The sequence below is a fragment of the Micromonospora sp. NPDC047521 genome (assembly GCF_055587305.1).
In genome coordinates this window covers 17,636-43,276 of record NZ_JBVJGN010000002.1, presented here as the reverse complement: position 1 = coordinate 43,276, position 25,641 = coordinate 17,636, and the positions used below count along the sequence as shown (strand labels likewise).

The following is a 25,641-nucleotide window of genomic DNA, read 5'->3' as shown; positions in this document are numbered from 1 at the left end:
GCGTCAGGGCCGCAGGTTGACGATCCAGCCGTACAGCCCGCAGACCCAGACGGCGAGCGGCACCAGCGAGATGATCAGCAGGATCTCGACGATGTCGAGCAGCCGGCCCCAGACCGGTGAGATGCGCTTGCCGGCGACGCTCAGCCCGTAGACGAGGCTGATCACGGCGGCCAGCAGCAGCCCACCGAGGACCAGGCCGAGGCGGACCGGCAGGGACCCGTCGACGAAGGTGGCAGCCGCGGCCAGACCCAGCCCCGCCGTGCCGGCGAGCAGCACCGGGACGCGCTGCGCCCGGCCCAGCAGCGGCCGGGCCCGCAGCAGCGAGAGGAGCCCCAGCACCAGGCAGAGCAGCACCGCCGGGAGCCGCCCGTCCAGGGCGAGCACCAGCTCCGCGCCGAGGACCAGCAACGAGACGGTCCACAGCAGACCGGTCAGGAACTCGTCGGCGCGTTCGCTCTGCTGGAGCACCTGCCGGCCGTCGACCGACTCGCTGTCGGTCTTCAGGTCCTCCGGGCCGGTCGGGATCGACGGCACCGGCAGCCGGGCCAGCCGGTACGCCGCCATCGGCAGCGCCGGCACCACACCGAACGCGACGGCCGCCACCACCGCCGCCGCGGCCGGCGCGTCGATGCCGAAGGCCAGGCAGAGCAGGGCGCCAACGCCTGTCGCCGCACCCACACCGATCGAGGCGAAGAAGAGCGGGTACCTGTCACCCACCGCCAGCACGGCCACCGCCCCGGCCACCACCGCGGCGGTGGCCGCGAGCAGGACGTGCGGGCTCGCCAGGTCGGTCAGCGGCCGGTCACCGGCGAGCAGCAGCAGACCACCGGTGCCGGCATGCACCAGGCCCACCATGGCCAGCACCGAACCCGTCCGGCTGTCACCTGCGGCCCGGGACAGCACCGCCGCGCCGACCAGCAGCGCCACCGCCACCAGGAGGGCGGCCACCGCGCCGGGCAGGTGCGGTGGGCCGGCGAAGAGCGCCGCCAGCGCGCCGGCACCCAGGGCCGCCGCCGAGAACAGCACCGCGAAGCTCCGGCTCGCGCCGGTCTGCCAGGCGCCGGGTCGCTGGTTGGTGGCCGTGGCCACCGCGTCCACCACGTCGTCGAAGACGATCTCCGGGGCCGCGGCCGAGCGGGGATTGAAGTAGAGGACCTCGCCGTCGCGGACGCCGAGCTGCACCGCCGTACGGCCACCGTCCAGCGGAGCACCGCCCAACCTGGACAGAGCCCAGCCGCCGTGCCGCACTCCCTCGTCGGCGAGATCCTCGCCGGCGTACCGCAGCAGGGTGGGCAGCAGGTCGGCAAGCGGAACGTCCGACGGCAGAGCCAGATCCATCCGGGTACGGGGAGCCACGATGGTGATCCGGCTCAGACCACCGGTCGCCGTCTTCGTCGCCACAGTGGCCTCCAGGTGTCCGTCTACGATCAGCGGGCCGCGGTGCCGCGGTGCGGGTCCACCGCGCCCACCGGAGATTACCTACGATGGCGTGCACGTACGATGCCCACCCGCAGACTCCGGTCCGCGGCGGCGCGTCGTCACTGCCGCTTCTGGGGAGGAGACAGCCGTGAGCACGGTGGTGTTCCGCCGGCTCCCGCGTCAGCCGGGACCGGCCTTGCCGCGTGGTGAGGTGCTGCTGGAGTCCCCTCCCGAGCTGCCGGAGCCGACACCGCGCGGGATGGGGCAGCTGCTCATGATCCTGCCGATGTTCTGCGGGGTCGGCGCGATGGCGTTCCTGTACGCCGGCAAGGGCGGCGGCATGATGACGTACGTCGCCGGTGGCCTGTTCGGTGTCTCCATGCTCGGCATGGCGATCGGTTCGCTCGCCAACAGCGGCGGCAAGGACAAGGCCGAGCTGAACGCCGACCGCCGGGACTACATGCGCTACCTGGCGCAGATGCGCAAGCGCACCCGCCGCGCGGCGGAGCAGCAGCGGGCGGCGATGGCGTGGCGGCACCCGGAGCCGGACGCGCTCTGGTCGATCGCCGCCTCCCGCCGGCTGTGGGAGCGGCGGATCACCGAGGACGACTTCGGCGAGACCCGTATCGCGCTCGGCCCGCAGCGGCTGGCCGTGGAGATCGTTCCGCCGGAGACCAAGCCGGTGGAGGACCTGGAGCCGATGAGCGCCATCGCGCTGCGCCGGTTCGTCCGCGCCCACTCGACGGTGCCCGAGCTGCCGACCGCGCTGTCGGTACGCGCGTTCAGCCGGGTCGTGCTGCGCGGCGACCGGGAGCCGGTGCTCGACCTGACCCGGGCGGCGCTGGGTCAGCTGGCCACCTTCCACGCCCCTGACGACCTGGTGATCGCGGTGGTCGCCGCACCGGACCGGCAGTCGGTGTGGGACTGGGTGAAGTGGCTGCCGCACGCCCACCACGGTGGACGTACGGACGCGGCGGGCGCGCGCCGGCTGGTGTTCGCCAGCCTCGCCGAGGCGGAGGAGTCCCTCGCCTCCGAGCTGGCCGGGCGGCCCCGGTTCGCACCTGAGGCCAAGCCGCTGACCACCGCGCCGCACGTGGTCGTGGTGATCGACGGCGGCGAGGTCTCGCCGACCGGCCAACTGCTGGGCCCGGGTCTGCTGGGCGCCACCATGATCGACCTGTCCGGGACGGTCCCGCGCGACGCCGGTCGCTGGCTGCTCTGCCTCGACGTCGGCGACGGCAGCACGCTGGAGCTGGTCCGGGGCACCACCTCCTCGCCGCTGGGCCGACCGGACCGGCTCACCGCCGAGGCGGCCGAGGGACTGGCCCGGCAGATCGCCCCCTACCGGCTCTCGCAGCAGCAGGCCAGCAACGAGGAACCGCTGGCCCGCAGCATGGAGCTTCCGGACCTGCTCGGCGTGGGTGACGCCGCGACTGTCGACGTCCGCCAGACGTGGCGGCCACGCGGCCACCGGGACCGGCTGCGCATCCCGCTCGGCGTCGGCCCGGACGGCAACGTGGTCGAGTTGGACTTCAAGGAGTCCGCGCACGAGGGCATGGGCCCGCACGGGCTGGTGATCGGCGCCACCGGCTCCGGAAAGAGCGAGCTGCTGCGTACGGTGGTGGCCGCGCTGGCGGTCACCCACTCGTCGGAGGAACTGAACTTCGTCCTGGTGGACTTCAAGGGCGGTGCGACGTTCGCCTCGTTGGAGGCGCTGCCGCACACCAGCGCGGTGATCACCAACCTGGCCGACGAACTGCCGCTCGTCGACCGCATGCGCGACGCGCTCGCGGGCGAGATGGTGCGTCGACAGGAGTTGCTGCGGGCGGCCGGCAACTACGTCTCCCGGTTCGAGTACGAGAAGGCCCGCTCGGCCGGCGAGCCGTTGGCGCCGATGCCCAGCCTCCTGATCATCTGCGACGAGTTCAGCGAACTGCTCGCCGCGAAGCCCGACTTCATCGACCTGTTCGTCATGATCGGCCGGCTGGGCCGCTCGCTGGGCGTGCACCTGCTGCTGGCGAGCCAGCGCCTCGAAGAGGGCAAGCTGCGCGGCCTGGACACCCACCTGTCGTACCGGATCGGTCTGCGGACCTTCTCGGCCGTGGAGAGCCGGATCGTCCTGGGTGTGCCGGACGCGTACGAGCTGCCTAACGCGCCGGGGCACGGCTACCTGAAGACGGACACCAGCACGATGCTGCGGTTCCGGGCCGCGTACGTGTCGGGGGCGTACCGGGCGCCGGGGCAGCAGGCGTCCGCGTCGCAGGCGCTGGTGCAGCGCCGGATCGTGCCCTACGGGCTCGACTTCATTCCGGCGCAGGTCCCGCAAGTGCCTGTGGACACCACGCCGGAGCCGGAGCAGCCGGCCGACGGCAAGGCCGTGGCGATGCTCGACGTGCTCATCGACCAGCTCAAGGGCCGTGGCCGTCCGGCGCACCAGGTGTGGCTGCCTCCGCTGGCCGACCCGCCGGGCCTTGGTGAGCTGCTCGGTCAGCTGGCCGTGGACCCGACGTACGGTCTGTGCACCGCGTCCTGGCCGGGTCGGGGCCGGCTCACCGTGCCGGTCGGCGTGGTCGACCGCCCGTACGAGCAGCGCCGCGACCCGATGATGGTCGAGCTGGCCGGCGCGGGCGGCAACGTGGTCATCGTGGGCCGCTCGATGAGCGGCAAGAGCACAATGCTGCGTACGCTGCTGGCCTCGCTGGCGCTCACCCACACGCCGCGTGAGGTGCAGTTCTTCTGCCTGGACTTCGGCGGCGGCGCGTTGCGCAGCATGGAGCGGCTGCCGCACATGGCGGGGGTGGCCGGCCGGCGGGACGTGGAGGCGGTACGCCGTACGGTCGCCGAGGTGGTCGCCGTGCTGGACGACCGGGAGGCGCGCTTCGCCCAGCACGGCATCGACTCGGTGGCGAGCTACCGCCGTCGCCGGGCTGCCGGCGAGTTCGCCGACGACCCGTTCGGTGACGTGTTCCTGGTGGTGGATGGCTGGAACACGCTGCGCCAGGAGTACGAGGAGCTGGAGCAGACCATCACCACGCTCGCCAACCGGGGTCTCGGTTTCGGCGTGCACGTGGTGCTCACGGCGGTGCGGTGGGCGGAGATCCGGATCAACATGCGGGATCTGCTCGGCACCAAGCTGGAGTTGCGCCTGGGCGACGCCTCCGAGTCGGAGATCGACCGCCGTTCGGCGACGAACGTGCCGGAGAAGGCGCCCGGGCGTGGCCTGACCCGGGACAAGCTGCACTTCCTCACGGCCATTTCGCGGATCGACGGCCGGCGGGACATCGACGACCTGGCCGAGGCGTCGATCGCCCTGGCCGGGCACGTGGCGGCGAACTGGCCGGGCCGTCCGGCGCCGAAGGTGCGGCTGCTGCCGCGCAAGCTGCCGGTGGGCGAGCTGGCGCGGATCATCGACCGGTCGGTGCCGGGCCTGCCGATCGGCGTCAACGAGTCGGCGCTGGCGCCGGTCTACCTGGATCTGGCGAACGAGCCGCACCTGACGGTGTTCGGCGACGCGGAGTGCGGCAAGACCAACCTGCTGCGGTTGATCGCCCGGGGCATCACCGAGCGGTACACGCCGGCGCAGGCCCGGCTGGTGATCGCCGACTACCGGCGCGGTCTGCTGGGCGCGGTGGAGGGTGACCACCTGCTCGACTACGCGCCGTCCAACCAGGCGTTCGCCCAAGGGCTCGGCTCGATCCGCAGCGCGTTGTCGAACCGGCTGCCCGGCCCGGACGTGACCACCGCCCAGCTGCGGGACCGCAGTTGGTGGAAGGGGCCGGACCTGTACATCCTGGTGGACGACTACGACCTGGTCGCCTCCGGTGGCAGCAATCCGCTCAGCGCCCTGCTGGAGTTGTTGCCGCAGGCTCGGGACATCGGCCTGCACCTGGTGGTGACGCGGCGGGTCGGCGGTGTGTCCCGGGCGCTCTACGAGCCGGTGCTGCAACGGCTCCGGGAGTTGGACTCGCCGGGCCTGCTGATGTCCGGAAACCGTGAGGAGGGGGCGGTCTTCGGCGCGTTGCGGCCGAGCCCGCAGCCGCCGGGTCGGGGCACTCTCGTACGCCGGCGCGACGGTCAGCAGTTGATCCAGACCGCCTGGTCCGAGCCGTCCTGATCGGGCAGTGGCGAGCGGGGTCGTCCGGAGCGCGGGCTTCGGTCGCATTCCCGATTCACCGCTATCCATCGAACGCCCCGGATCAGGGCTGCGAGGGCTGGACCGGTTCGGCTACGGTCTTCACTGGAGTGTCCGTCGGTGGGGTGATGCTGCCTTGCCGCGGGGGAGGGGTGCGGCGAAGCCGCCACCACAACAGACGGAAGGGTGTGAAGCATGGCGTTCGAGGTCGAAGCTGCGACTCTGCATACCGCCGCGAGTGACGTGCGGTCCACGCGCAGCGAGGTCGACGGCGAGCTCAAGAAGCTGTGGAACGTGGTCGACGACCTGGCCATGGCGTGGAAGGGTCAGGCGTCCACGGGCTTCCAGTCGCTGATGACGCGCTGGAACGAGGACACCGTCAAGCTGCTGACGGCGATGGACAGCATCGCCGACCTGCTCGACAAGTCGGGTACGACGCACCAGGTCAACGACGAAGAGCAGCAGCAGATGCTGGACAAGTTCCACTCTGCTCTCAACCCGTGATCCGTAGCCAGCAGAGGAGGAAATCGTGACGATCAAGGTTGACTACGCGGTCCTCGAGAGCAGCAACCAGCAGATGCAGGCGATCTCGAAGACCATCGACGAGAAGCTCGACACGCTGCGGTCGATGCTGTCCAAGCTGCACTGGGACGGCGAGGACCGGGTGGCCTACGAGCAGCACCAGGCCAAGTGGGACACGGCGGTCCGGGACATCAACCGGATCCTCAACGAGATCGGCGGCGCGGTGGGCATCGCCCGCGAGAACTACGTCTCCACCGAGATGAGCAACTCCAAGGTGTGGAGCTGACGCAGTCTCCGCCGCGGCTCCGGTCCGGGTTCGACCCGGGTCGGAGCCGCAGTGCGTGGGGCGGCCCCGCACACCACCCCCCGACTCAGCCGGTGACTGGTGAATCCGTCCGCCGGCCGGGCCGCCAGCCGCGGCGACGGCCCCGGGCCAGCACCGGTCGGGCGATCAGCAGCAGCACGACGAGCAGGGCGCCGATGGCGGCGGCCCACAGTGCGGCGGTGCGCTGCCCGCTCAGCGGGTCGTCCTCGGGGGTGGGCGCCGGCAGCGCCCCGGCGGGCGGGTCGGTGCGGGTGCCGAGCACGCTCGACACCGCGCGGTACGGGCTGACCACTCCGTAGCCGACGTCGGCGTTGTGCCCGTCCGGCGGGTTGTCGGCCGTCCGTTCCAGCCGGTCGGCGACCTCCTGCGGGGTGAGGTCCGGGTACGCGGCCCGGACCAGCGCCGCCGTCCCTGAGACGTACGCGGCGGCGTAGCTGGTGCCGCCGTTGGGCTCGGCGCGGTAGCCGGACCCGCCGGGCGCCGGGCCGACGATGTTCAGCCCGGGCGCGGCGATGTCCACGTAGGAGCCGCTTACCGACGTGCCCACGTGCCCGCCCTGCTCGTCCACACCGCCGACGGCGATGACGCCGGGGTAGGCGGCCGGGTAGCCGGGCCGGTCCTGCTGGTTCTCCTGCCGGTTGCCGGCGGCGGCGACGAGCACCACCCGCTTGGCCAGCGCCCGCTCGACGGCCCGTTCCAACTCGGGGCGCGGCAGTGTCGTCAGGGACATGTTTATGACGTCCGCGCCCTGGTCGACGGCCCAGTCGATGGCGGCGGCGACCTGACCGGGCAGCGCCTCGTCGTTGGTGCCCTTGAGGTCCGGAAGCACCCGGACGGGCAGGATGCGGGCGGCGGGGGCGATGCCGCTGAACGGTACGCCGGTGCCCTCCCGGCCGGCGATGATGCCGGCGATCATCGTGCCGTGGCCGACCAGGTCGCACTGCCCCTTGTAGGAGGGGAGGTCGTTGAAGTCGCGGCCTTCGAGCACCTGGCCCTTGAGCACCGGGTGGATGGCGGAGACCCCGGAGTCGATGACGGCCACTGTCACTCCGTCGCCCCGGGACAGGGGCCAGGCCGAGGACGGCTCCAGCCGGCGCAGCCCCCACGGCATCTCGGTCAGGCCCGGTTCGCCGGCCGGGCCGCACGTGGGCGGCGCCGCGGCCGCCGGGGTGGGCACCACCACCGTGGCGCCGAGCAGGGCCGCCAGCGCTCCACTGAGGACGCCACGGACGGCACGCCACGGACGGTGGGGCGGCTCGGTCGCGCTCATCGGCAGGCTTTCGCGCACCCGCAGAGATTACCGCTGTGGTGCGCCGGGCAGCGGCCCGGCGGCGGCGGTCAGGACGGGCCCGGGGCGTCGGCGGGAGGCGCCTCGGCGAAGAGCGCGAGCAGGTCGCCGACCTGCCGGTACGCCTCGGAGGGGTGCCGGAACCGGCCGGACGGGTTGAGGGTGTACTCGTTGCGCCGGCCGACCCGGGTGCGGTGCAGGTAGCCGCCCGCCTCCAGGTCGGCGACGATCGCCTGGGCGGCCCGTTCGGTCACGCCGACCTCCGCGGCGACGTCGCGCAGCCGGGCCGTGGGGTCCCGGGCGATGGCCAGCAGAACGTGCCCGTGGTTGGTGAGGAACGTCCAGTTCCGCCCGCCGCCGGTCGCACCCGTTGCCGTGCCCGTCATCGTGGGACCGCCTCTCCGGTTGTCCGTCCCACTCGTCACCCTGCCATCGAGGCTCGCCGGCCCTGCCTCCGGGGCGGCGTCGCGGAAGCGACTCTGGCCGTCAACGTATGAAATCTATATCACGCATACCTTGACGCATCTTGTGGTGCGTGTGACCGTGGAGCGGGCCAGCGCCCGCCACCGGCCGGTCGAACAGCCGGCTGACCAGGTCAGATGCGTGGAAACGAGGTGCGGGAATGAGCCTTCCCGGAGCATCCGGCGGGCAGCCGGGTCCGCAGCGGAGCGCCGACCAGTCGTCGACGATCACCGAGCCGGCCCTGGCGTACGCCGAGCTGGCCGCCGGCAACCGGCGCTTCGTCAGCGGCTCCCCGCGCCACCCCAACCAGGACGCCGGGCACCGGGCCGCGGTCGCCGACGGGCAGCACCCGTTCGCGGTGATCGTCGGCTGCTCCGACTCCCGACTCGCCGCCGAGATCATCTTCGACCGGGGGCTGGGTGACCTGTTCGTGGTCCGCACGGCCGGGCACACGACCGGCCCGGAGGTGCTGGGCAGCGTGGAGTACGCGGTGACGGTGCTCGGCACCCCGCTCGTGGTGGTGCTGGGCCACGACTCGTGCGGCGCGGTCCAGGCAGCCCGTGAGGTCGCCTCCACCGGCGTGGCGCCCGAAGGGCACCTCGGCGCAGTCGTGGACGCCGTGCTGCCCAGCCTCCGTCGCGCCGCCGCCGACGGTGTCGACGACATCGACGGCATCGTCGACATCCACATCGCACAGACCGTCGAGGCGTTGCTGGAACAGTCGTCCGTGCTGGCCGACGCGGTGACGCGGGGGCGGTGCGCGGTGGTGGGCGTGTCGTACCGGCTCGCCGCCGGTGTGGTGCGCCCGGTCGCGGCCGTTCCGGCAGGCGTCGCCTCGCTCGACGTACCCGACGGGCCGTCGACGCCCGCCGCCGCCTGACGCGACGAGGGCCGCCCCGCGGTGCGGGACGGCCCTCGATCAGCTGAGCGGGTGGGTCAGAGCAGCGACATGTGGACGTGGTCGGTGTGGTTCGACGGCCCGCTGTACGACTTCCAGCCGGTCGCCGGGAACCAGATCTGCCGGTTCCAGATCACGTAGTAGATGCCGAGGCGGTCGGCGTTGCGGATGAGGAACGCGGCGACGTTGTTGCCGTACGTCCGGGTGTCGTCGTTGTGCCACGGGCTGAAGCCGCTCTTCTGCAACGACCAGTCGCAGGCGCGGCCCTTCGGGTGCTCCCACGGCCCGCCGGAGCGGTAGCAGCCCACGAACCTGTTGAAGCCGGCCCGCTTGACCTCCTTGTACGCGTGCAGCGTGCGCGGCGTGACGCAGCCGGACGTGGTCGGGTCGTCCTCGCTGCACGACTGCGGCTTCCAGTCGCCGTCGGCGGTGCGTCCCGGACCGATCCGGGCGACCGGCGACGTGGCGTCCACCAGGCCTCCGGTGAAGCCCTTCCCACCGACGAGGGCGAGCGCCTTGTCCGCGTCGCGCTTCTCCTTCGCCATCAGGGCGGTCTGCTTCTGCTGCTCCCGTACCTCCGCGTCGAGAAGCAGCTTCGCCTGTTCGGCGCGGGCCTTCACCGCGTTGACCTCGGAGAGCTTCTTCTCGTTGACCATGTTCATCTCGTCGAGCGCGGCGGCCCGCCTGACGAACGAGTCGGGGGCGTCGCTCTCCAGCAGCATCGCGATGGCGCCGATCCGACCGGTCCGGTAGGACTGGGCGGCGATCTGACTGACCTGCGGGGCCAGGGCGTCCAGCTCGGCCTTCGCGCGGTCCACCTCGGCCGCCAGCTCCGCCTGCCGCTTCTTGGACTTGTCCAGCTGGGACTTGGCCGCCACGTAGTCCCGGTTGGTCTTCTCGATGACGTCGTTGAGCAGTGTCGGCTCGCCGTCCTCCTCGTGCCCGGACGGCGTCGGCGTCGTCGGGGCGGCGTTCGCCGGGAGGGGGCCGGCGAGCACGGTCAGTGCGGCGATCACGGCCACCACGGGCGTCAACCAGCGGCGTAGGGGTGCCGTCACGATGTTCCCTTCCGTCGACCGCCGACCGGGTTAGCTGACGGGTTCGGGGCGGAAGTGGCCCCTACCGCTGACGCGGATTCACCCCACGTACCTGGGTTCCCGGCTCGCCGGCTGGCGATTGGGCGGTGGCACCGCAGGCGCCGATTCGCGCCTTCGGCGGTGACCGGCAGCGAGGTTACCCGAGAGTCGCCCCCCTGAGCTACGTCCCGATGCCGACTAAAAGCGTCATTTCGCCATGGCGTTGAGTGACCAGTGATGCGGTTCTCAGGCCGGATGCCCGATCTGGTCACGCTGAGGAGTGTCACCATGCCGTATCCGTGCTCCTGTTCGGCTCTGGCCACCCGTCGGTGGCGGTGGGCGGGGGTGTCGTCCGCGTCCGGTCCGGTCCGTCCACCGGGACCGTTCGCGGGGAGCTCAGTGCGGCCAGGGCCTCCGCCCGGTCCGGCTCGGGCCGGGGGACGGGGACGTCGTCGGCCGGCTCGGCGCTCGACCGTCCGGCGGCGGTCACCACCGCGGCCAGCCCGGTGGTCAGCGGCACGGCGGCGATGAGGCCGAGGGTGGCCACGGCGCTGCGGACGATCTCCTGCGCCAGGAACTCGCTGGTGAGGATCTGCCCGAGGGGGCGCGTGTCGGCGGTGAGCAGGAGCAGCAGGGGCAGCGAGGCGCCCGCGTACGCCAGCACGATCGTGTTGACCGTGGAGGCGATGTGCGCCCGGCCGACCCGGGTGGCCGCCCGGTAGAGCTGCAACCGGGTCAGCCCCGGGTTGGCGTTCGCCAGTTCGGTGACGGTGGCCGCCTGGGTGACCGTCACGTCGTCGAGCACCCCGAGCGAGCCGATGATGATCCCGGCGAGCAGGAGGCCGTGCAGGTCCACGTCGGCCTGGAACATCGACAGCGTGGTGGCGTCCTCGCTGCCGAAACCGGTGAGGTGGGTGGCGGCGGTGGCGATGGTGGCGAGCACGCCGGTGAGGACCAGGCTGCCCAGGGTGCCGAGGACAGCTACCGAGGTCTGCGCGGTCACCCCGTGCGTCAGGTAGAGCACCACGAACATGATCAGGGCGGCACCGACCACCGCGACGACAAGCGGTGACCGGCCGGCGGCGATGCCCGGCAGCACGAAGGTGAGCAGGATGGCGAAGCTGGCGGCCAGCCCGGCGAGCGCGGCCAGGCCACGCCACCTGCCGAACGCGACGATCGCGGCGGCGAAGATCACCGCCAGCCACACCAGCGGTGTGCCGCGCTGGTGTTCGGCGATGTTCCAGTTGCTGGCGCCGGGGTCGGCGGGGTCGGTCAGCTCGACCAGGATCACCTCGTCGCCGACGTCGACCCGGGGTGCTCCGGGGCCGTCCGGTACCGGTGTCTGGACCTGCTGCCCGGCGCTCGGCCCGTCCTGCACCCGGAGGTCCACCGTGCCGCACCGCCCGTCGCCGGCGTTCGGCGTGCCCTCCGGGGTCTGCGGCGTGGGCGGGCACGGTTCGGTAACCACGCGGGTCACTGTGCCGTGGTAGCGCGGGACGTCCGCGCCCCCGCCGGTCTGCGGGGAGTCGCCCCGAGGCCAGAGCACCACAGCCGCGAGCACCGTGGCGACGAACAGGGGTACCACGGTCGCGACGAGGATCCGCCGTACCCGGGGAGGGGCGGACGGAACGGAACGGCTGTGGTCGGAACCCAATGCGAGACTCCCAACGAATCCGGTGCGGGGTACGTGCCGGCGGGCCGGTCGGTTCACCGTCGCCGCGGAAATGCGGTGACGGGCGCGGCGGATCGCGGGATGCCGATCGCTTGATCACGTACGGTGAACGACTGGCTGGACCGGCCGGGGGCGCCGCCGTGTCGCGGCGGCACCGGTGCCGGACTGCGCAGCGTGATCCGGAGGGCCATCGTCGGAATGCTAACCACACAGGCTGTGGGGCGCAGGTCGTGGCGGAGTGTCGGGGTCCCCGAACCGCCCGCGCGGCGGAGTGCGACCCGTGATCGTGGAGTCATGCACGCTGAGTCACCACATGGTCCGCACGGTCAGCATCACGGTGGGCACGACAAGCACGCCGGTCACGATCCGGCGATGTTCCGCCGCCGGTTCTGGGTCTGCCTGGTGCTCACCGTGCCGGTGGTGCTGACCAGTCACCTCGTGGCGGACCGGCTCGGTCCGCGCTGGGACGTGCCGGGGAGTTCCTGGGTGGGGCCGGCGCTCGGCTCGGTGGTGTTCTGGTGGGGCGGCTGGCCGTTCCTGGTCGGCGCGGTCCGGGAGGTGCGGGACCGGGCACCGGGGATGATGCTGCTTGTCGCGATGGCGATCACCGTCGCCTACACCGCGTCGCTGGCCACCAGCGTCGGCGCGTTCGACCTGGACTTCTGGTGGGAGTTGGCGGCGCTGGTCACCATCATGCTGCTCGGGCACTGGCAGGAGATGAAGGCCATCGGGCAGGCCCGGGGAGCCCTCGCGGCGCTTGCCGCGCTGCTGCCCGACGAGGCCGAGCGGGTGGCCGCCGACGGCCGGGTCGAACCGGTGCCGGTGGACGCGCTGCGGGTCGGCGACGTGCTGCTGGTCCGCCCGGGTGGCCGGGTGCCGGCCGACGGGGTCATCGTCGAGGGCGGTGCCGAGCTGGACGAGTCGATGATCACCGGCGAGTCGCGGCCGGTCGCCCGCGCGGCCGGCGGCCGGGTGGTGGCGGGCACTGTCGCCACCGACTCGGCGATCCGGGTCCGGGTCGAGGCGCTTGGTGAGCAGACCGCCCTCGCCGGCATCCAGCGCATGGTCGCCGAGGCGCAGCGCTCGGGCGGTCGGGCCCAGCTGCTGGCCGACCGGTTCGCCGCCGCGTTGTTCTACCTGGCCACCGGGACCGCCGTGCTGACCGTGCTGGTCTGGACGGCGCTGGGCCGGACCGACGAGGCGCTGGTCCGCGCGGTAACCGTCCTGGTGATCGCCTGCCCGCACGCGCTCGGCCTGGCCATTCCGCTTGTCGTCGCGCTCTCCACGGCGGTGGCCGCGCGATCCGGGATCCTGGTGAAGGACCGGTTGGCGTTGGAGCGGATGCGGACCGTCGGCGCGGTGCTCTTCGACAAGACCGGCACGCTGACCCGGGGCGAGCACACCGTCTCCGACGTGACTGTGACGCCTGGCGTGGAGCGGGACGAGGCGCTGCGCATCGCCGCCGGCGTCGAGTCGGACAGCGAGCATCCGCTGGCCCGGGCGGTAGTCGCGGCGGCCGGGTCCGCGGGTCCGGCCCCGGCCCACAGGTTCCGGTCGCTGCCGGGCCGCGGTGTGCGGGCGACAGTCGAGGGTACGGAGTACGCGGTGGGTGGGCCGGCGCTGCTTCGCGAGTTGGGGGTGTCGCTCCCGGCCGACCTGGAGACGGCGACCGGGCGCTGGTCGGCGCGGGGTGCGGCGGTGCTGCATCTGGTGCGGCTGCCGGACACCGTGCTCGGCGCGTTCGCGGTGACCGACGAGGTGCGTCCGGAGGCCCGACGGGCGGTCGACGAGCTGCGCGCCGAAGGCGTCCGGACCATCGCCATGATCACCGGGGATGCGCGGCCGGTGGCCGAGGCGGTCGCCGCCGAACTCGGGTTCCGCCCCGGTGTCGACGAGGTCTTCGCCGAGGTGCTGCCGGCGGACAAGGACGGCCGGGTGGCCGATCTCCAGCGGCGGGGGCTGACCGTGGCGATGGTCGGTGACGGGGTGAACGACGCGCCCGCGCTGGCCCGCGCCGACGTGGGCATCGCGATCGGTGCGGGCACCGACGTGGCGATCGAGTCGGCCGGGGTGGTGCTCGCCTCGTCGGACCCGCGTGGGGTGGGCGCCGTGGTGCGGCTGTCCCGGGCGTCGTACCGCAAGATGCGGCAGAACCTGGCCTGGGCGGCGGGCTACAACGTGGTGGCGCTGCCCCTGGCGGCCGGGGTGCTGGCCTGGGCCGGGGTGGCGTTGAGCCCGGCGCTGGCCGCCGTGCTGATGTCGGCGTCCACGGTCGTGGTGGCGCTCAACGCCCAGTTGCTGCGCCGGGTCCGGCTCTACCCGGAGTCGGACTGAGGGGCGTCAGCCGCGCTTCATCAGCCGGCCGACGGCCGCCATCATCTCGGTGGCCATCTCGTCGGCCCGACCCTCGGCGGCGCCCTCGTGCATGCAGTGCCGCGCGTGGCCGTCGAGCAGACCCAGCGCCACCTTGTCGAGGGCGGCCTGGATCGCGGAGATCTGGGTGAGCACGTCGATGCAGTAGCGGTCGTCGTCGACCATCTTCTCGATGCCCCGGACCTGGCCCTCGACGCGGCGGAGCCGCGCGAGCAGCTGGTCCTTGCTGGCGGTGTACCCGCGGATCGGGGTGGGTGCGGTCATGCCGACCAGGATAGCCTACCCCTGGGGGGTATGGTACGGTCCAACCTGACGGATACCCCCACCGGGTACCGGTAGCGAGGCAGAGGAGACGGTCTGATGGTCAACACCACGTACCAGGTGCAGGGCATGACCTGTGGGCACTGCGTCAGCGCGGTCAGCGCCGAGGTCAGCGCCCTCGACGGTGTACGCGACGTCCAGGTCGACCTCGCCAGCGGCCAGGTCACCGTGAGCAGCGACCAGCCGCTGGACGTGGCGTCCGTCCGGGCCGCCGTCGACGAGGCCGGCTACGAGCTCGTGGACGGCTCATCCGGAGGTCCGGCGTGAACACGGTGACCCGACTGGGCGGTTTCGCCCTCGGTCTCGTGGCGGTCTTCGGCACGGCGTACGGGGTCGGCCGCGTGGTCGACCCCGGCGTCCCCACCGCGGAGATCCGGCACGACGGCGAAGCCGCCCACTCCGACGGGGAGCACGACGAACCGGTCGACCGGTTCCCCGGCGGCCTGCTCGTCTCCGACCGTGGGTACACCCTCGCCCCGGTCGCCGCCCCGGCCGGCGAGTTCGCCTTCACTGTCGACGGCCCGGACGGCCGCCCGGTCACCAGCTACGACGTCGCACACGACAAGCGGATGCACCTGATCGTGGCCCGCCGGGACCTCTCCGGCTTCCGGCACGTCCACCCCGACCTGACTTCGGACGGCACCTGGCGGGTCGCCACCCCGCTGGCCGGTCCCGGGCAGTGGCGGGCTTTCGCCGATTTCACCCCGACCGGTGGCGAGCCGCTGACCCTGGGGGTGGACGTGACAGTCCCCGGCGAGTTGACCGAGCGGCCGCTGCCAGCCCCGGCGACAAGCACAAGCGTCGACGGCTACACGGTCACCCTGGCCGGCGAGCCGCAGCCCGGCCGCACCTCGCCGCTCACCCTGACGATCAGCCGGGACGGGCAGCCGGTCACCGACCTGGAGCCCTACCTGGGCGCGTACGGGCACCTGGTGGCGCTGCGCCGGGGTGATCTGGCGTACCTGCACGTGCACCCGGCCGGGACGCCCGGCGACGGCCGTACCCGCCCCGGCCCGGGCGTCACCTTCCTCGCCGAGGTGCCGTCGGCCGGCACCTACCGGCTCTACCTCGACTTCCGGCACGGCGGAGCGGTGCACACCGCCGAGTTCACGGTCGTCGCCGGCGCCGCCACGGCCGGGGGCGATCCCCGCCCGAGCGGAACCACGCCGACCGGGGAGGCCGAGCACGGCACCCCCGGGCACGGGCACAACTGACGGGACCAGACGATGACCACCACCAGCAGACCGCTGCCCGAGGCGCCGAACCGGATCGAGTTGGCGATCGGGGGGATGACCTGCGCCGCCTGCGCCGCCCGGATCGAGAAGAAGCTGAACCGGATGGACGGGGTGAGCGCCACGGTCAACTACGCCACCGAGAAGGCCACCGTCCGCTACGTCGACGGCGTCACACCTGACGACCTCATCGACACCGTGCAGAAGACCGGTTACACGGCGGCGCTGCCGGCGCCGCCGGCCAGCACCGAGGAGCCGGTGGACCCGCTGAGGGGGCCGCGTACCCGGCTCTGGGTGTCGGCGGCGCTCAGCGTGCCAGTGGTCCTGCTGGCCATGGTTCCCGCCTGGCAGTTCGACTACTGGCAGTGGCTGTCGCTGACCCTGGCCGCCCCGGTGGTGGTCTGGGGTGGCCTGCCGTTCCACCGCGCGGCGTGGACCAACCTACGGCACGGCGCGGCGACAATGGACACGCTGGTCTCGCTCGGCACCCTGGCGGCGTTCGGGTGGTCGCTCTGGGCGCTCTTCCTCGGCGACGCCGGGATGCCGGGCATGACGCACCCGTTCCGTTTCGACATCACCCGCACCGACGGCGCGGGCAACATCTACCTGGAGGCGGCCGCCGGGGTGACCGTGTTCATCCTGGCCGGCCGCTACTTCGAGGCGCGTTCCAAGCGGACCGCCGGCGCCGCCCTGCGCGCCCTTCTCGAACTCGGCGCCAAGGACGTGGCGGTGCTGCGCGACGGCGTGGAAACCCGGATGCCTGTGGACCAGCTCGTGGTGGGCGACAGGTTCGTGGTCCGGCCAGGGGAGAAGATCGCCACCGACGGGGTGGTCGACGAGGGCACCTCGGCCGTCGACGCCAGCATGGTGACAGGGGAGTCGGTGCCGGTCGAGGTCGGCCCGGGAGACGGCGTGGTCGGCGCCACGATCAACGCGGGCGGACGGCTGGTGGTCACCGCCACCCGGGTCGGCGGCGACACCCAGCTCGCCCGGATGGCCGACCTGGTGGAGCAGGCACAGAGCGGCAAGGCGGCCGTGCAGCGGCTGGCCGACCGGATCTCCGGTGTGTTCGTGCCGATCGTCATCACCCTGGCCGTGGGCACCCTCGGCTGGTGGCTCGGGACGGGTGCCGGCCCGACGGCCGCGTTCACCGCCGCAGTGGCCGTGCTGATCATCGCCTGCCCGTGCGCGCTGGGTCTGGCCACGCCCACCGCGCTGCTCGTCGGCACCGGTCGGGGCGCCCAGCTCGGCGTCCTGATCAGAGGGCCCGAGGTGCTGGAGTCCACCCGACGGGTGGACACGGTCGTGCTGGACAAGACCGGCACCGTGACCACCGGTCGGATGACCCTGGTGGACGTGGTGCCGGCCAGCGGCGAGGACCGGGCCGAGTTGCTCCGGCTCGTCGGGGCGGTGGAGGCTGCCTCCGAGCACCCGATCGCCCGCGCGGTAGCGGCGGGCGCCGCCGAGGGGGCCGCGCTGCCCCCGGTCGCCGACTTCGCCAACCTTGAAGGGCTGGGCGTGACCGGTACGGTCGACGGTCGGGCCGTGCTTGTCGGTCGACCCCGGCTGCTGCGCGAGCGTGGCATCGACGTGCCGCCGGAGGTCGAATGGGCCGTCAGCGACGCCGAGGCCGCCGGCCGGACGGCGATCCTCGCCGCCTGGGACGGCCGCGCCCGGGGCGTCCTCGCGGTCGCCGACGTGGTCCGGCCGACCAGCCAAGCGGCAGTGGCCCGGCTGCGCGCGTTGGGGCTCACCCCGATCCTGCTGACCGGGGACAACGCCACAGTGGCCCGCGCGGCCGCCGCCGAGGTGGGCATCGACGAGGTGATCGCCGAGGTGCTGCCGGCCGGCAAGGTCGACGTGGTCAAGCGGCTCCAGGCCGAGGGACGGTCGGTGGCGATGGTCGGTGACGGGGTGAACGACGCTCCGGCGTTGGCCCAGGCCGACCTCGGCCTGGCCATGGGCACCGGCACCGACGTGGCGATCGAGGCGTCCGACCTCACCCTGGTCCGGGGGGACCTGGACGCGGCGGTGGACGCCATCCGGCTGTCCCGGCGCACTCTCGGCATCATCCGGGGCAACCTGTTCTGGGCGTTCGGCTACAACGTGGCGGCGCTGCCGTTGGCCGCCGCCGGGCTGCTCAACCCCATGATCGCGGGCGCGACGATGGCGCTGTCCTCGGTCTTCGTGGTGGCGAACAGCCTGCGCCTGCGCCGGTTCCGTTCCGCCGCCGGTGATCTGTGACGGCGGTAATGGTTGGGTCGGCGGTGGCGGGGGTACTGCTGAGGTCGTAGCGACGCTCGCAATGGAGGTTGGCGCATGGGTATCGACGACAAGATCAACAATGCCAGCGAGGACGCGGCCGGCAAGCTGAAGGAAGGCGCCGGTCGCGCCACCGACAACGAGCAGCTCGAGGCCGAGGGTCGTGCTGACCAGTCGACGGCCAAGCTCAAGCAGGCCGGCGAGAAGATCAAGGACGCCTTCAAGAGCTGATGTACCACGTAATTCGCACGCCGGGCCGGTGATCATTCACCGGCCCGGCGTTCTGTGTGCCCAGGTCCTCTCGGTGACCCTGAGGTTCCCCTGATTCCGCAAGCGGTCCCCACCGCCGCGCGCCGATACCTGCTAACTTCTGTTGGCATGTGCAAGGGCTGGTTATGAGCAGCGCTCCGCCGCCGACCGGTGACGACCTGATCCGGGTGCTGGCCACCCTGGCCAACCCGCACCGGATGCGGGTCGTCGCCGCGCTGGCCCGCGAGCGTGCCTACGTCAGCGGGCTGGCCCGGCAACTGGGCATCAGCCGCGCGCTGTTGCAGGTCCACCTACGGAAGCTGGCGGCGGCCGGGCTGGTCACCGCCCGCCTGGAGTTGTCGGAGGACGGGAAGGCCATGAACTACTACGAGGTGGAGCCGTTCGTGCTCACACTCACCCCCGAGGTCATCGCGGCGGCGGTGCAGACGCTCACCGTGCCCGACTCGGCCGACCAGCCGGGAGCGACGCGATGACAGGCATGAGTGAGCACGACTGGACCGAGGTGGTCGGCGCGATAGGAATCTTCGCCCTGCTGATCACGGTGTTCGCGGTGAGCGTCGTCCAGATCGCCAAGACCCGGAGGGCCCGGCTCGAGTCGTCCCGCGCGGACGAGTACCGCCGGATCGCCGAGACCGCCGCCCAGGCCCAGGCCGAGAACGCCCGCCTGCTCGCGGCGCTGGACGGCCGGCTGGGCGGGATGGAGACCCGGATGACCAGCCTCGAACGCGTCCTGCGCGAGGTCGACTGACCCCGCCGGACGAAGGCCCCGGGCCGTCGAGCTGCCACTCGACGACCCGGGTGGAAGAAGGCATCACCTCGCCCCACGGGCGAGTTCCACTGGTAACGCTCCTTCGAGGAGAGGACAGCACCTCATGCTGCGCGTACGCAAATCCGCGGTGGGCTGGGCGGTCGCCCTGGCACTCACGGCCGCCGGCCTGACCCCGGCCAGCCCTGCCACCGCCCGACAGGCCATCGACTGGCGGCCCTGCCCCAAGGACGCCACCGCCGAGTGCGGCACCCTGTCGCTTCCGGTGGACTGGGACCGCCCCCGGGGTGAGCGCTTCGACCTGGCGTTGGCCCGCCGGGTCGCCGATCCGGCCCTCCGGCAGGGTTCGCTGGTGTTCGGCCCCGGCGGGCCGGGCGACAGCGGGGTGGAACGGGTGGTGGACGGCAGTTCCCGGTTCAGCGCCGACCTGCGCCGCCGGTTCGACATCGTCAGCTTCGACCCGCGCGGCACCGGCGCCAGCCACCCGGTGGTCTGCTCGCGGGACCTGCTCGCCCGGCAGCCGCAACTGCTCACCGACCAGGCCCAGTTCGACGCCACGCTGGCCGGGAACGCGCTGCTGCGCGCCGACTGCCGGGCCCGCACGGGCCCGCTGTACGACCATGTGGACACCACGAGCGCCGCCCGTGACCTCGACGCGGTCCGCGCCGCGCTCGGCGAGCGGCGGTTGACCTTCCACGGCAGCTCGTACGGCACCCTGCTCGGCGAGCGGTACGCGGAGCTGTTCCCCGACCGGGTCCGGGCGGTGGTGCTGGAGGCCGCGATAGACCACAGCCTCGGCACCCGCGCCTTCCTCGACACCCAGGCCGTCACCTCGCAGAACGCGTTCGACGAGTTCGTCGCCTGGTGCGACAGGTCCACCTCCTGCGTCCTGCACGGGCGGGACGTCCGGGCGGTCTGGGCCGGGCTGCGCGCTCGCGCCGAGCGCGGCGACCTGACCGACCCGAAACGGCCCGGAGTCGTGCTGACCCCGTTCGAGCTAACCCGGCTCACGCACAAGGCGTTCTACGAGACGTCGCGCTGGCCGGGGCTGGCCGAGTGGCTGGCCGCGATGGATGCCTCGACCGCGGCGCGCGGCGTCGTTGCGTCGGCGGGCGACGCCGTGGCGCCGTACCCGTTCGCGGTGTTCTGCCAGGACTGGAGCCTGCCCGTCCGCGACTACCGGGAGTACGCCGGGCACCTGCGCCGGATGGCCCGGCTCGCACCCGACCTGCGCTACCCGACGGCGGTGTTCGCCCTGGTGACGTGCCTGGGCGCGCCGACGCCCGTCGCCAACCCGCAGCACCGCCTGCGGGTCCGCAGCGATGTGCCGCTGCTGGTCGCCGCCACGGTGCACGACCCGGCGAGCGGGTACAACTGGGCCACGAACGTGGAACGGCAGTTGGGCCGGCACGGCGTGCTGCTCACGTACCGCGGGTGGGGGCACGGCAGTTACTCCACCAGCCCGTGCGTGGCGCGGGCTGTCGACGCCTACCTGATCGACCAGGTGGTGCCCGCCCGGGGCGCCGACTGCCCGGCCGTCGACCCGGACGTGTGACAGCCTCGCCGGCCGTCGGGTGGTCAGCTCTGCCCGACGGTCGGCGGCGGTGCGCTCACCGGCGTCTCGTGGCGCGGACGACGACGTCGTGGAGCGTTTTCCCGTGACCGGCCGGTCCGGTGATCGTGCGCTCGTGCTCCCGGGCGGTGGTGATCTCCCAGGTGTCGCCGGCCAGACCGGCGGTGATGTCAGCGACTGTGACCGATGCCTCGGCGGGCGGGTGGTGCCCGTGCCCGGTGACCCCCGCGGCGTGCAGGTGACCGACGATCAGCAGGGTGCCGCCGGGCGCCACCCAACCCGAGATGCGGTCGTAGAAGGCCAGGTGCGGCATGGCCGGGTGCGCGTAGTGCGTGGTCACCAGATCGAACCGGACCTCCGGCTCCCAGGTCGTCAGGTCCGCCTCCACCCACCGCATCCGCTCGGACACCCCGCCGGCGGCCGCGCGTTCTGCGGCGACGGCCAGGGCTGCGGACGCGATGTCGACAGCGGTGACCCGCCATCCCTGCCCGGCGAGCCAGACGGCCTCCGCGCCGGTGCCGCACCCGGCCTCCAGGGCGGTGCCCGGCGTCAGGCCGGCGGCCCCATCGGCCAGGTACGGGTGCGGGGCCGACAGACCGTGGGGCGTCTGCCGCCAGTGCCGCTCCCAGTAGTCCCCGTCGAAGTCGTGCTGCTCGCTCATCAGGCTGCTCCTTCGCGCGTCACAGGCGGACTGTGACCGGCGTCGACGCGTACCGCAAAGCTTCTTGCCAAATGGCAAATGGGCTCATGGACGAGCAGACGGACCGCACCCTCGACGCGGTCGGCCCGCGTCTGAAGCAGCTCCGGCTGCGCCACGGCCTCACCCTCACCGACCTCGCCGAGCGGACAGGCATCTCCGCGAGCACCCTCTCCCGGCTCGAAGCGGGCCTGCGGCGGCCCACACTCGAACAGCTCCTGCCCCTCGCCCGCGTCCACGGCGTCACACTCGACGACCTCGTCGACGCGCCGCCCACCGGCGACCCCCGCATCAACCTGCGCCCCATCGCCACCGGCGACGGATCGACGATCCTGCCGTTGACCCGCCGGCCCGGCGGCATCCAGGCGTACAAGTTCGTGCTCCCGGCCGGTGCCGACGACCGCGAACCCGACAGGCGCACCCACGAGGGCTACGACTGGGTCTTCGTCCTCAACGGCACGCTGCGCCTGGTCCTCGGCGACCACAACCTCCTCCTCCGGCCCGGCGAGGCCGCCGAGTTCGACACCCGCACCCCGCACTGGTTCGGCGCCACCAGCGCCGGCCCCGTCGAATTCCTCAGCCTCGTCGGCAAGCAGGGCGAACGGGCACACGTGCGCGCGGCGCCGATCAGCGCAGGACCCGGTACGTCAGGTGCGTGACGGTCGGCCCGGCCACCACCGACATCTGCTCCAGGTGCGGCGCGACGCCGTCGAAGAGTCGCTCGCCGCCACCGAGGACGATCGGCACGAGGTGCAGTTGCAGGGTGTCGACCAGCCCGGCGGCCAGGTACTGCCGTACCGTGCTCGCCCCTCCGGCGATCGACACCCGCCGGTCGCCGGCAGCCTCCCGCGCCTGCCGCAACGCCGACCCGATGCCGTCGGTGACGAACCGGAACTCCGTGCCACCCCGCATCACAAGCGGCGCCCGGGGGTGGTGGCTGAGCACGAACACCGGGGTACGGAACGGCGGGTCGTCGCCCCACCAGCCCTGCCACGTCTCGTCCCACGGGCCGTCGCCGCCGCCGAACATGCGCCTACCCATGACGTACGCGCCGATGTCGCGGGTCATCTCCTCGACGACGTCCGCGTCGACACCCCGGTCGCCGCCGCTGAGCCCGTGCTGGGCCCGCCAGGTGTCCAGGCCGAACACCCACTCGTGCAGCCGCAGACCTCCCCGGCCCAGCGGATCCTGCCGACTCTGCTCCGGCCCCGCCACGTACCCGTCCAGCGAGATCGACAGCTGACTGCTCACCATGCCCATGTCCCTCGACTCCTCTTCCTCATCGTCGGTCCGCCAGTCGGGCGGCTCGGCGTTCCAGGTAGCGCTGCTCGGGGCGGCTCGTGGTCCCTCGTGCCGCCGCCAGGTACGCCGTCCGCGCCGCGTCGGGCTCACCGGCCAGCTCCAGCAGGTGCGCCCGTACGGCGGCGAGCCGGTGGTGCCCCGCCGTACGCTCGTCCGCGTCCAGTGGTGCGAGCAGGGCGAGCCCGGCCCGTGGCCCGTCCACCATGGCGACCGCCACCGCCTGGTTGAGGGTGACCATCGGGTTCGGGGCGATCCGGGCCAACAGCCGGTAGAGCGCGACGATCTGCCGCCAGTCCGTCTGCGCCGCCGTCGCCGCCTCGGCGTGCACGGCCGCGATGGCCGCCTGGAGCTGGTACGGGCCGGGCGGCGACCAGGTCAACGCCTCGGTGACGAGCGCGACGCCCTCGGCGATGGCGGCGGTGTCCCACCGGGTGCGGTCCTGCTCGGCGAGCGGCACCAGCTCCCCGTCCGCGCCCACCCGGGCCGCCCGGTGGGCGTCGGTGAGCAGCATCAACGCCAGCAACCCGGCGACCTCGCCGTCGTCGGGCAGCAGCCCGTGCAGGATGCGGGCCAGCCGGATCGCCTCGCGGGTCAGATCGGCCCGGTGCAGATCCGGCCCGCTGGACGCCGTGTACCCCTCGTTGAAGATCAGATAGATGACGCGCAGCACCGTCCGCAGCCGCTCCTCCCGTTCACCGGGCCCCGGCATGTCGAAGCGGGCGCCGGCCGCCTCGATCCGCTGCTTGGCCCGGCGGATGCGCTGGCTCATCGTCGCCTCGGGCACGAGGTGTGCGCGGGCGATCTGGGCGGTGCTGAGCCCGCCGACCGCCCGCAGCGTGAGCGCCACCTGGGCGGATCCGGCAAGCGCCGGGTGACAGCAGAGGAACAGCAGGGTAAGCGTGTCGTCGGCGTCCGCCACCGCCGGCTCCGCGTCGGCCGGCGGCGCCACCTGGGCGTACGTCGACTCGCGCAGCGCCACGACGACCTCGCGGTCCCGGCGGGCGCTCTCGCTGCGCCACTCGTCGGTCAGCCGGCGGGTGGCCACGGTGAGTAGCCACGCGCGGGGACTGTCCGGTACGCCCTGCTCGGGCCACTGCGTCGCGGCGGCCAGCAACGCCTCCTGGACCGCGTCCTCACACCTGTCGAACTGGCCGTGCCTGCGGACCAGCAGGCCGAGGACCTGTGGCGCGAACGTGCGCAGCAGGTCCTCGACCGTCCGGTCGTCTGTCACATCTCCGCTCCGGACTCGTCCATGATCGGCCGGACCTCCATGGCGCCGCCGAAGCGCACGTCCGGCCAGCGGGCGGCGATCTCGGCGGCCCGCTCGGGGCTGTCGCAGTCGACGGCCAGGTAGCCGGCGAACTGCTCCTTGCTCTCCATGAAGGGCCCGTCGATGACCTCCGGGTGGCCACCGGCGAGCCGGACCGTACGGGTCTGCGACGGGTTGGCAAGCGCCTGGCCGCCGATCAGTTCGCCGGTCTCGGTCAGCTCCTTCATGATCTCGTCGACCTCGCCGAACAGGGCGGTGCGGTCCTGCTCGGAAAGCTCCTCGGTGAAGCCGGGCCGGTTCCAGATCAGCAGCATGTACTTCACGGCGATGCTCCTCGCGTCCTGGTCGCACCCCGGTCGGGGCGCGGCTCACCGGAGGGTCGGAGCCGTCACCCCGTTCCCTACCGCGTACCGAAGAAAATCGCAGAAAACCTTCCGGGTGGCGGTCCCACGCCGCACGGTCAGCGCCGGCCCGGCACCTGTCGGGGCTTCCGCCCGTCGCCGACGTCGAGCGACGCCCGGTCGGCGGCCGAGGTGCCGGACGACCAGCCCTCGGCGTCGCGGACGCTGAGCCGGTGCCGCGTGACGCCGGGAAAGAGCGTCTCCAGCCGTTCCTGGACCGCCTCGCCGCGCTTGGCGAGCACCGGCAACAGTCGCTCGGCGCCTGCCGTCTCGGCCGCCGCCGCGTCGGTTGCCGCGCGCAGCCGCTCGCCGATGCGCAGCGCGAACGCGTTGAGGAACGACTCGTCCCACACCTTCGTCCGCCGCCCCGACCCCGGCTTACGCTCGGCCCGCCCGCGCAGCATCGCGGCGGTGGCCTGGACCAGCAGAGACGTGTAGAGCAACTCCACCGCCACGAGATCGGCGGGCCAGCCCAGCACTGTGGTGAACCCCAGGTCGTCGGACCAGACCGCCTCGCACCGGTTCGCCGCCGCCACCTCCTGCACGAGCAGCGCCTTCGCTCCCGCGTACGGGGGGTCGGTGCTCAGGCGTACCCCACCCGGCTGGTCCCCGGTGGCCGCCCCGGCGGCCAGCAGCGCCTCGTCGATGCTGTGCCTGGCGATCAGTTCCTGTGCCTTGCCGGTCAGCGCCTCCGCCTCGGCCGGGAACGTGGTCGACTCGGCCTTGGCGAGCAGCGCCCGCACCCGGTCCAGCATCGGTGACCCGCTGCGGGCCGTACCTGCCGCGCGGGTGGTCGCCGCGCCGGTCGAGCCGGGCGGCGGGCGCAGCACCGCGATCGGCGGCAGGCTCTCCACGAGCGCGAGGACGTCGACGGCGGTGCGCAGCGCGTCCACCCGGTCCAGCCCTTCGCGGGCTGCCCAGCCGGCCAGCACACCCCGGTCGTCGCCCCGGACCTCGGCGCTCAGCTCGCCCAACTGGTCGTCCCACCAGGCGGGGACCGGCTCGGCCTGTTCGCGCCGCTGGGCGGCCATCGCGTCGCGGAGCAACCCGGCCGCGCGGGCGTCGAGCCGGCGGGTGGTGATCCGGTCCAGGTCCACCGGCTGCCAGCCGCGCGGCCACAACCGTCCCAGGCCACGGACCAGGCGACGCAGCAGGGCCGCGTCCACCGCCGTGCTGCCGCCCGTCGCGCCGGTGCCGACCATCAGCCGGTCCAGCTGTCGTTCGGCCTGCCGTACGTCGGTGCCGCGCACCGCCGTCAGCGCGTCGGCGACGAGTTCGTCTGCGTCCGGCACGTGCACCTCCCTCTCGTGCTCCCCTTCAGGCTCCATGATCATGCCGTCAGCCGTGGGGGAGTCGCGAAACGGGACCGGCAAGGCATGC

General features: G+C 72.9%; 24 protein-coding genes and 1 riboswitch. Of the genes, 13 read left to right on the top strand and 11 right to left on the bottom strand.

Annotation, left to right across the window (positions count from 1 at the left end):
- Window positions 1–3: 3 nt before the first annotated feature.
- Window positions 4–1,401 (bottom strand): type VII secretion integral membrane protein EccD, encoded by a 1,398-nt coding sequence (gene eccD / locus ACZ6N8_RS04050; protein WP_466007383.1) that lies wholly within the window; start codon window positions 1,399–1,401, stop codon window positions 4–6.
- Window positions 1,402–1,567: 166 nt separating this feature from the next.
- Between eccD and eccCa the strand changes: the two genes are divergently transcribed.
- From eccCa to ACZ6N8_RS04035, 3 genes are all read left to right on the top strand, one after another.
- On the top strand, window positions 1,568–5,533 hold the full coding sequence (eccCa, locus tag ACZ6N8_RS04045) for a type VII secretion protein EccCa (RefSeq protein WP_466007381.1): 3,966 nt from the start codon (window positions 1,568–1,570) through the stop codon (window positions 5,531–5,533).
- A gap of 213 nt (window positions 5,534–5,746) precedes the next feature.
- The gene (locus ACZ6N8_RS04040) at window positions 5,747–6,055 is read left to right on the top strand and encodes a WXG100 family type VII secretion target (RefSeq protein WP_139583998.1); all 309 of its coding nucleotides are present in this window, start codon (window positions 5,747–5,749) and stop codon (window positions 6,053–6,055) included.
- 25 nt (window positions 6,056–6,080) lie between these two features.
- On the top strand, window positions 6,081–6,359 hold the full coding sequence (locus ACZ6N8_RS04035) for a WXG100 family type VII secretion target (RefSeq protein WP_139583997.1): 279 nt from the start codon (window positions 6,081–6,083) through the stop codon (window positions 6,357–6,359).
- A gap of 85 nt (window positions 6,360–6,444) precedes the next feature.
- On the opposite strand, the gene mycP is transcribed toward ACZ6N8_RS04035, so the two are convergent.
- Together mycP and ACZ6N8_RS04025 are read right to left on the bottom strand one after the other, a co-directional pair.
- Complete coding sequence (mycP, locus tag ACZ6N8_RS04030; RefSeq protein WP_466007379.1) at window positions 6,445–7,686, bottom strand: type VII secretion-associated serine protease mycosin; 1,242 nt, start codon at window positions 7,684–7,686, stop codon at window positions 6,445–6,447.
- A gap of 50 nt (window positions 7,687–7,736) precedes the next feature.
- Entirely contained in the window at window positions 7,737–8,072 is a 336-nt protein-coding gene (locus ACZ6N8_RS04025) for a helix-turn-helix transcriptional regulator (RefSeq protein ID WP_364368813.1), read from the bottom strand.
- A gap of 236 nt (window positions 8,073–8,308) precedes the next feature.
- Here ACZ6N8_RS04025 and ACZ6N8_RS04020 point away from each other — a divergent pair, with 236 nt between their 5' ends.
- Window positions 8,309–9,028, top strand: a complete 720-nt coding sequence (locus ACZ6N8_RS04020) for a carbonic anhydrase (protein ID WP_466007377.1) — start codon at window positions 8,309–8,311, stop codon at window positions 9,026–9,028.
- A gap of 56 nt (window positions 9,029–9,084) precedes the next feature.
- Here the strand turns inward: ACZ6N8_RS04020 and ACZ6N8_RS04015 are convergent, their stop codons facing one another.
- Together ACZ6N8_RS04015 and ACZ6N8_RS04010 are read right to left on the bottom strand one after the other, a co-directional pair.
- On the bottom strand, window positions 9,085–10,104 hold the full coding sequence (locus ACZ6N8_RS04015; RefSeq protein WP_466007375.1) for a coiled-coil domain-containing protein: 1,020 nt from the start codon (window positions 10,102–10,104) through the stop codon (window positions 9,085–9,087).
- A gap of 4 nt (window positions 10,105–10,108) precedes the next feature.
- A riboswitch (cyclic di-AMP (ydaO/yuaA leader) is annotated at window positions 10,109–10,239 on the bottom strand.
- A gap of 166 nt (window positions 10,240–10,405) precedes the next feature.
- On the bottom strand, window positions 10,406–11,776 hold the full coding sequence (locus ACZ6N8_RS04010; protein WP_466007373.1) for a YibE/F family protein: 1,371 nt from the start codon (window positions 11,774–11,776) through the stop codon (window positions 10,406–10,408).
- Window positions 11,777–12,088: 312 nt separating this feature from the next.
- Here ACZ6N8_RS04010 and ACZ6N8_RS04005 point away from each other — a divergent pair, with 312 nt between their 5' ends.
- Window positions 12,089–14,128, top strand: coding sequence for a heavy metal translocating P-type ATPase (locus ACZ6N8_RS04005; protein ID WP_466007372.1), 2,040 nt, complete (start codon window positions 12,089–12,091; stop codon window positions 14,126–14,128).
- A gap of 6 nt (window positions 14,129–14,134) precedes the next feature.
- On the opposite strand, the gene ACZ6N8_RS04000 is transcribed toward ACZ6N8_RS04005, so the two are convergent.
- The gene (locus ACZ6N8_RS04000) at window positions 14,135–14,431 is read right to left on the bottom strand and encodes a metal-sensitive transcriptional regulator (RefSeq protein WP_030329541.1); all 297 of its coding nucleotides are present in this window, start codon (window positions 14,429–14,431) and stop codon (window positions 14,135–14,137) included.
- 96 nt (window positions 14,432–14,527) lie between these two features.
- On the opposite strand from ACZ6N8_RS04000, the gene ACZ6N8_RS03995 reads away from it, so the two are divergent.
- The 7 genes from ACZ6N8_RS03995 (at window position 14,528) to ACZ6N8_RS03965 (ending at window position 20,573) form a co-directional block, all read left to right on the top strand.
- Window positions 14,528–14,755, top strand: coding sequence for a heavy-metal-associated domain-containing protein (locus ACZ6N8_RS03995; RefSeq protein WP_357988329.1), 228 nt, complete (start codon window positions 14,528–14,530; stop codon window positions 14,753–14,755).
- Window positions 14,752–15,702 (top strand): hypothetical protein, encoded by a 951-nt coding sequence (locus ACZ6N8_RS03990; RefSeq protein ID WP_466007371.1) that lies wholly within the window; start codon window positions 14,752–14,754, stop codon window positions 15,700–15,702. The genes ACZ6N8_RS03995 and ACZ6N8_RS03990 overlap by 4 nt, the downstream gene beginning before the upstream one ends.
- A 12-nt stretch (window positions 15,703–15,714) precedes the next feature.
- Window positions 15,715–17,964, top strand: coding sequence for a heavy metal translocating P-type ATPase (locus ACZ6N8_RS03985; protein ID WP_466007369.1), 2,250 nt, complete (start codon window positions 15,715–15,717; stop codon window positions 17,962–17,964).
- A 75-nt stretch (window positions 17,965–18,039) separates the two neighbouring features.
- Window positions 18,040–18,213 (top strand): CsbD family protein, encoded by a 174-nt coding sequence (locus tag ACZ6N8_RS03980; protein WP_139583988.1) that lies wholly within the window; start codon window positions 18,040–18,042, stop codon window positions 18,211–18,213.
- 164 nt (window positions 18,214–18,377) lie between these two features.
- On the top strand, window positions 18,378–18,725 hold the full coding sequence (locus tag ACZ6N8_RS03975; RefSeq protein WP_466007366.1) for an ArsR/SmtB family transcription factor: 348 nt from the start codon (window positions 18,378–18,380) through the stop codon (window positions 18,723–18,725).
- A gap of 5 nt (window positions 18,726–18,730) precedes the next feature.
- Entirely contained in the window at window positions 18,731–19,000 is a 270-nt protein-coding gene (locus ACZ6N8_RS03970; protein ID WP_466007364.1) for a hypothetical protein, read from the top strand.
- 124 nt (window positions 19,001–19,124) lie between these two features.
- Window positions 19,125–20,573, top strand: a complete 1,449-nt coding sequence (locus ACZ6N8_RS03965) for an alpha/beta hydrolase (protein ID WP_466007362.1) — start codon at window positions 19,125–19,127, stop codon at window positions 20,571–20,573.
- 55 nt (window positions 20,574–20,628) lie between these two features.
- Here ACZ6N8_RS03965 and ACZ6N8_RS03960 read toward each other — a convergent pair whose 3' ends face one another.
- Window positions 20,629–21,252, bottom strand: a complete 624-nt coding sequence (locus ACZ6N8_RS03960; RefSeq protein ID WP_466007360.1) for a class I SAM-dependent methyltransferase — start codon at window positions 21,250–21,252, stop codon at window positions 20,629–20,631.
- Between the two features lie 86 nt (window positions 21,253–21,338).
- On the opposite strand from ACZ6N8_RS03960, the gene ACZ6N8_RS03955 reads away from it, so the two are divergent.
- Window positions 21,339–21,947, top strand: a complete 609-nt coding sequence (locus tag ACZ6N8_RS03955) for a helix-turn-helix domain-containing protein (protein ID WP_466008284.1) — start codon at window positions 21,339–21,341, stop codon at window positions 21,945–21,947.
- Here ACZ6N8_RS03955 and ACZ6N8_RS03950 read toward each other — a convergent pair.
- From ACZ6N8_RS03950 to ACZ6N8_RS03935, 4 genes are all read right to left on the bottom strand, one after another.
- Window positions 21,916–22,542, bottom strand: coding sequence for a dihydrofolate reductase family protein (locus tag ACZ6N8_RS03950; RefSeq protein ID WP_466007359.1), 627 nt, complete (start codon window positions 22,540–22,542; stop codon window positions 21,916–21,918). The genes ACZ6N8_RS03955 and ACZ6N8_RS03950 overlap by 32 nt on opposite strands.
- Window positions 22,543–22,567: 25 nt before the next feature.
- The gene (locus tag ACZ6N8_RS03945) at window positions 22,568–23,821 is read right to left on the bottom strand and encodes an RNA polymerase sigma factor (protein ID WP_466007357.1); all 1,254 of its coding nucleotides are present in this window, start codon (window positions 23,819–23,821) and stop codon (window positions 22,568–22,570) included.
- Window positions 23,818–24,174, bottom strand: coding sequence for a YciI family protein (locus ACZ6N8_RS03940; protein ID WP_387114155.1), 357 nt, complete (start codon window positions 24,172–24,174; stop codon window positions 23,818–23,820). The genes ACZ6N8_RS03945 and ACZ6N8_RS03940 overlap by 4 nt, the downstream gene beginning before the upstream one ends.
- Window positions 24,175–24,320: 146 nt before the next feature.
- Window positions 24,321–25,553: a DUF2786 domain-containing protein gene (locus ACZ6N8_RS03935; protein WP_466007355.1), complete on the bottom strand. Its 1,233-nt coding sequence runs from the start codon at window positions 25,551–25,553 to the stop codon at window positions 24,321–24,323.
- Window positions 25,554–25,641: the final 88 nt, after the last annotated feature.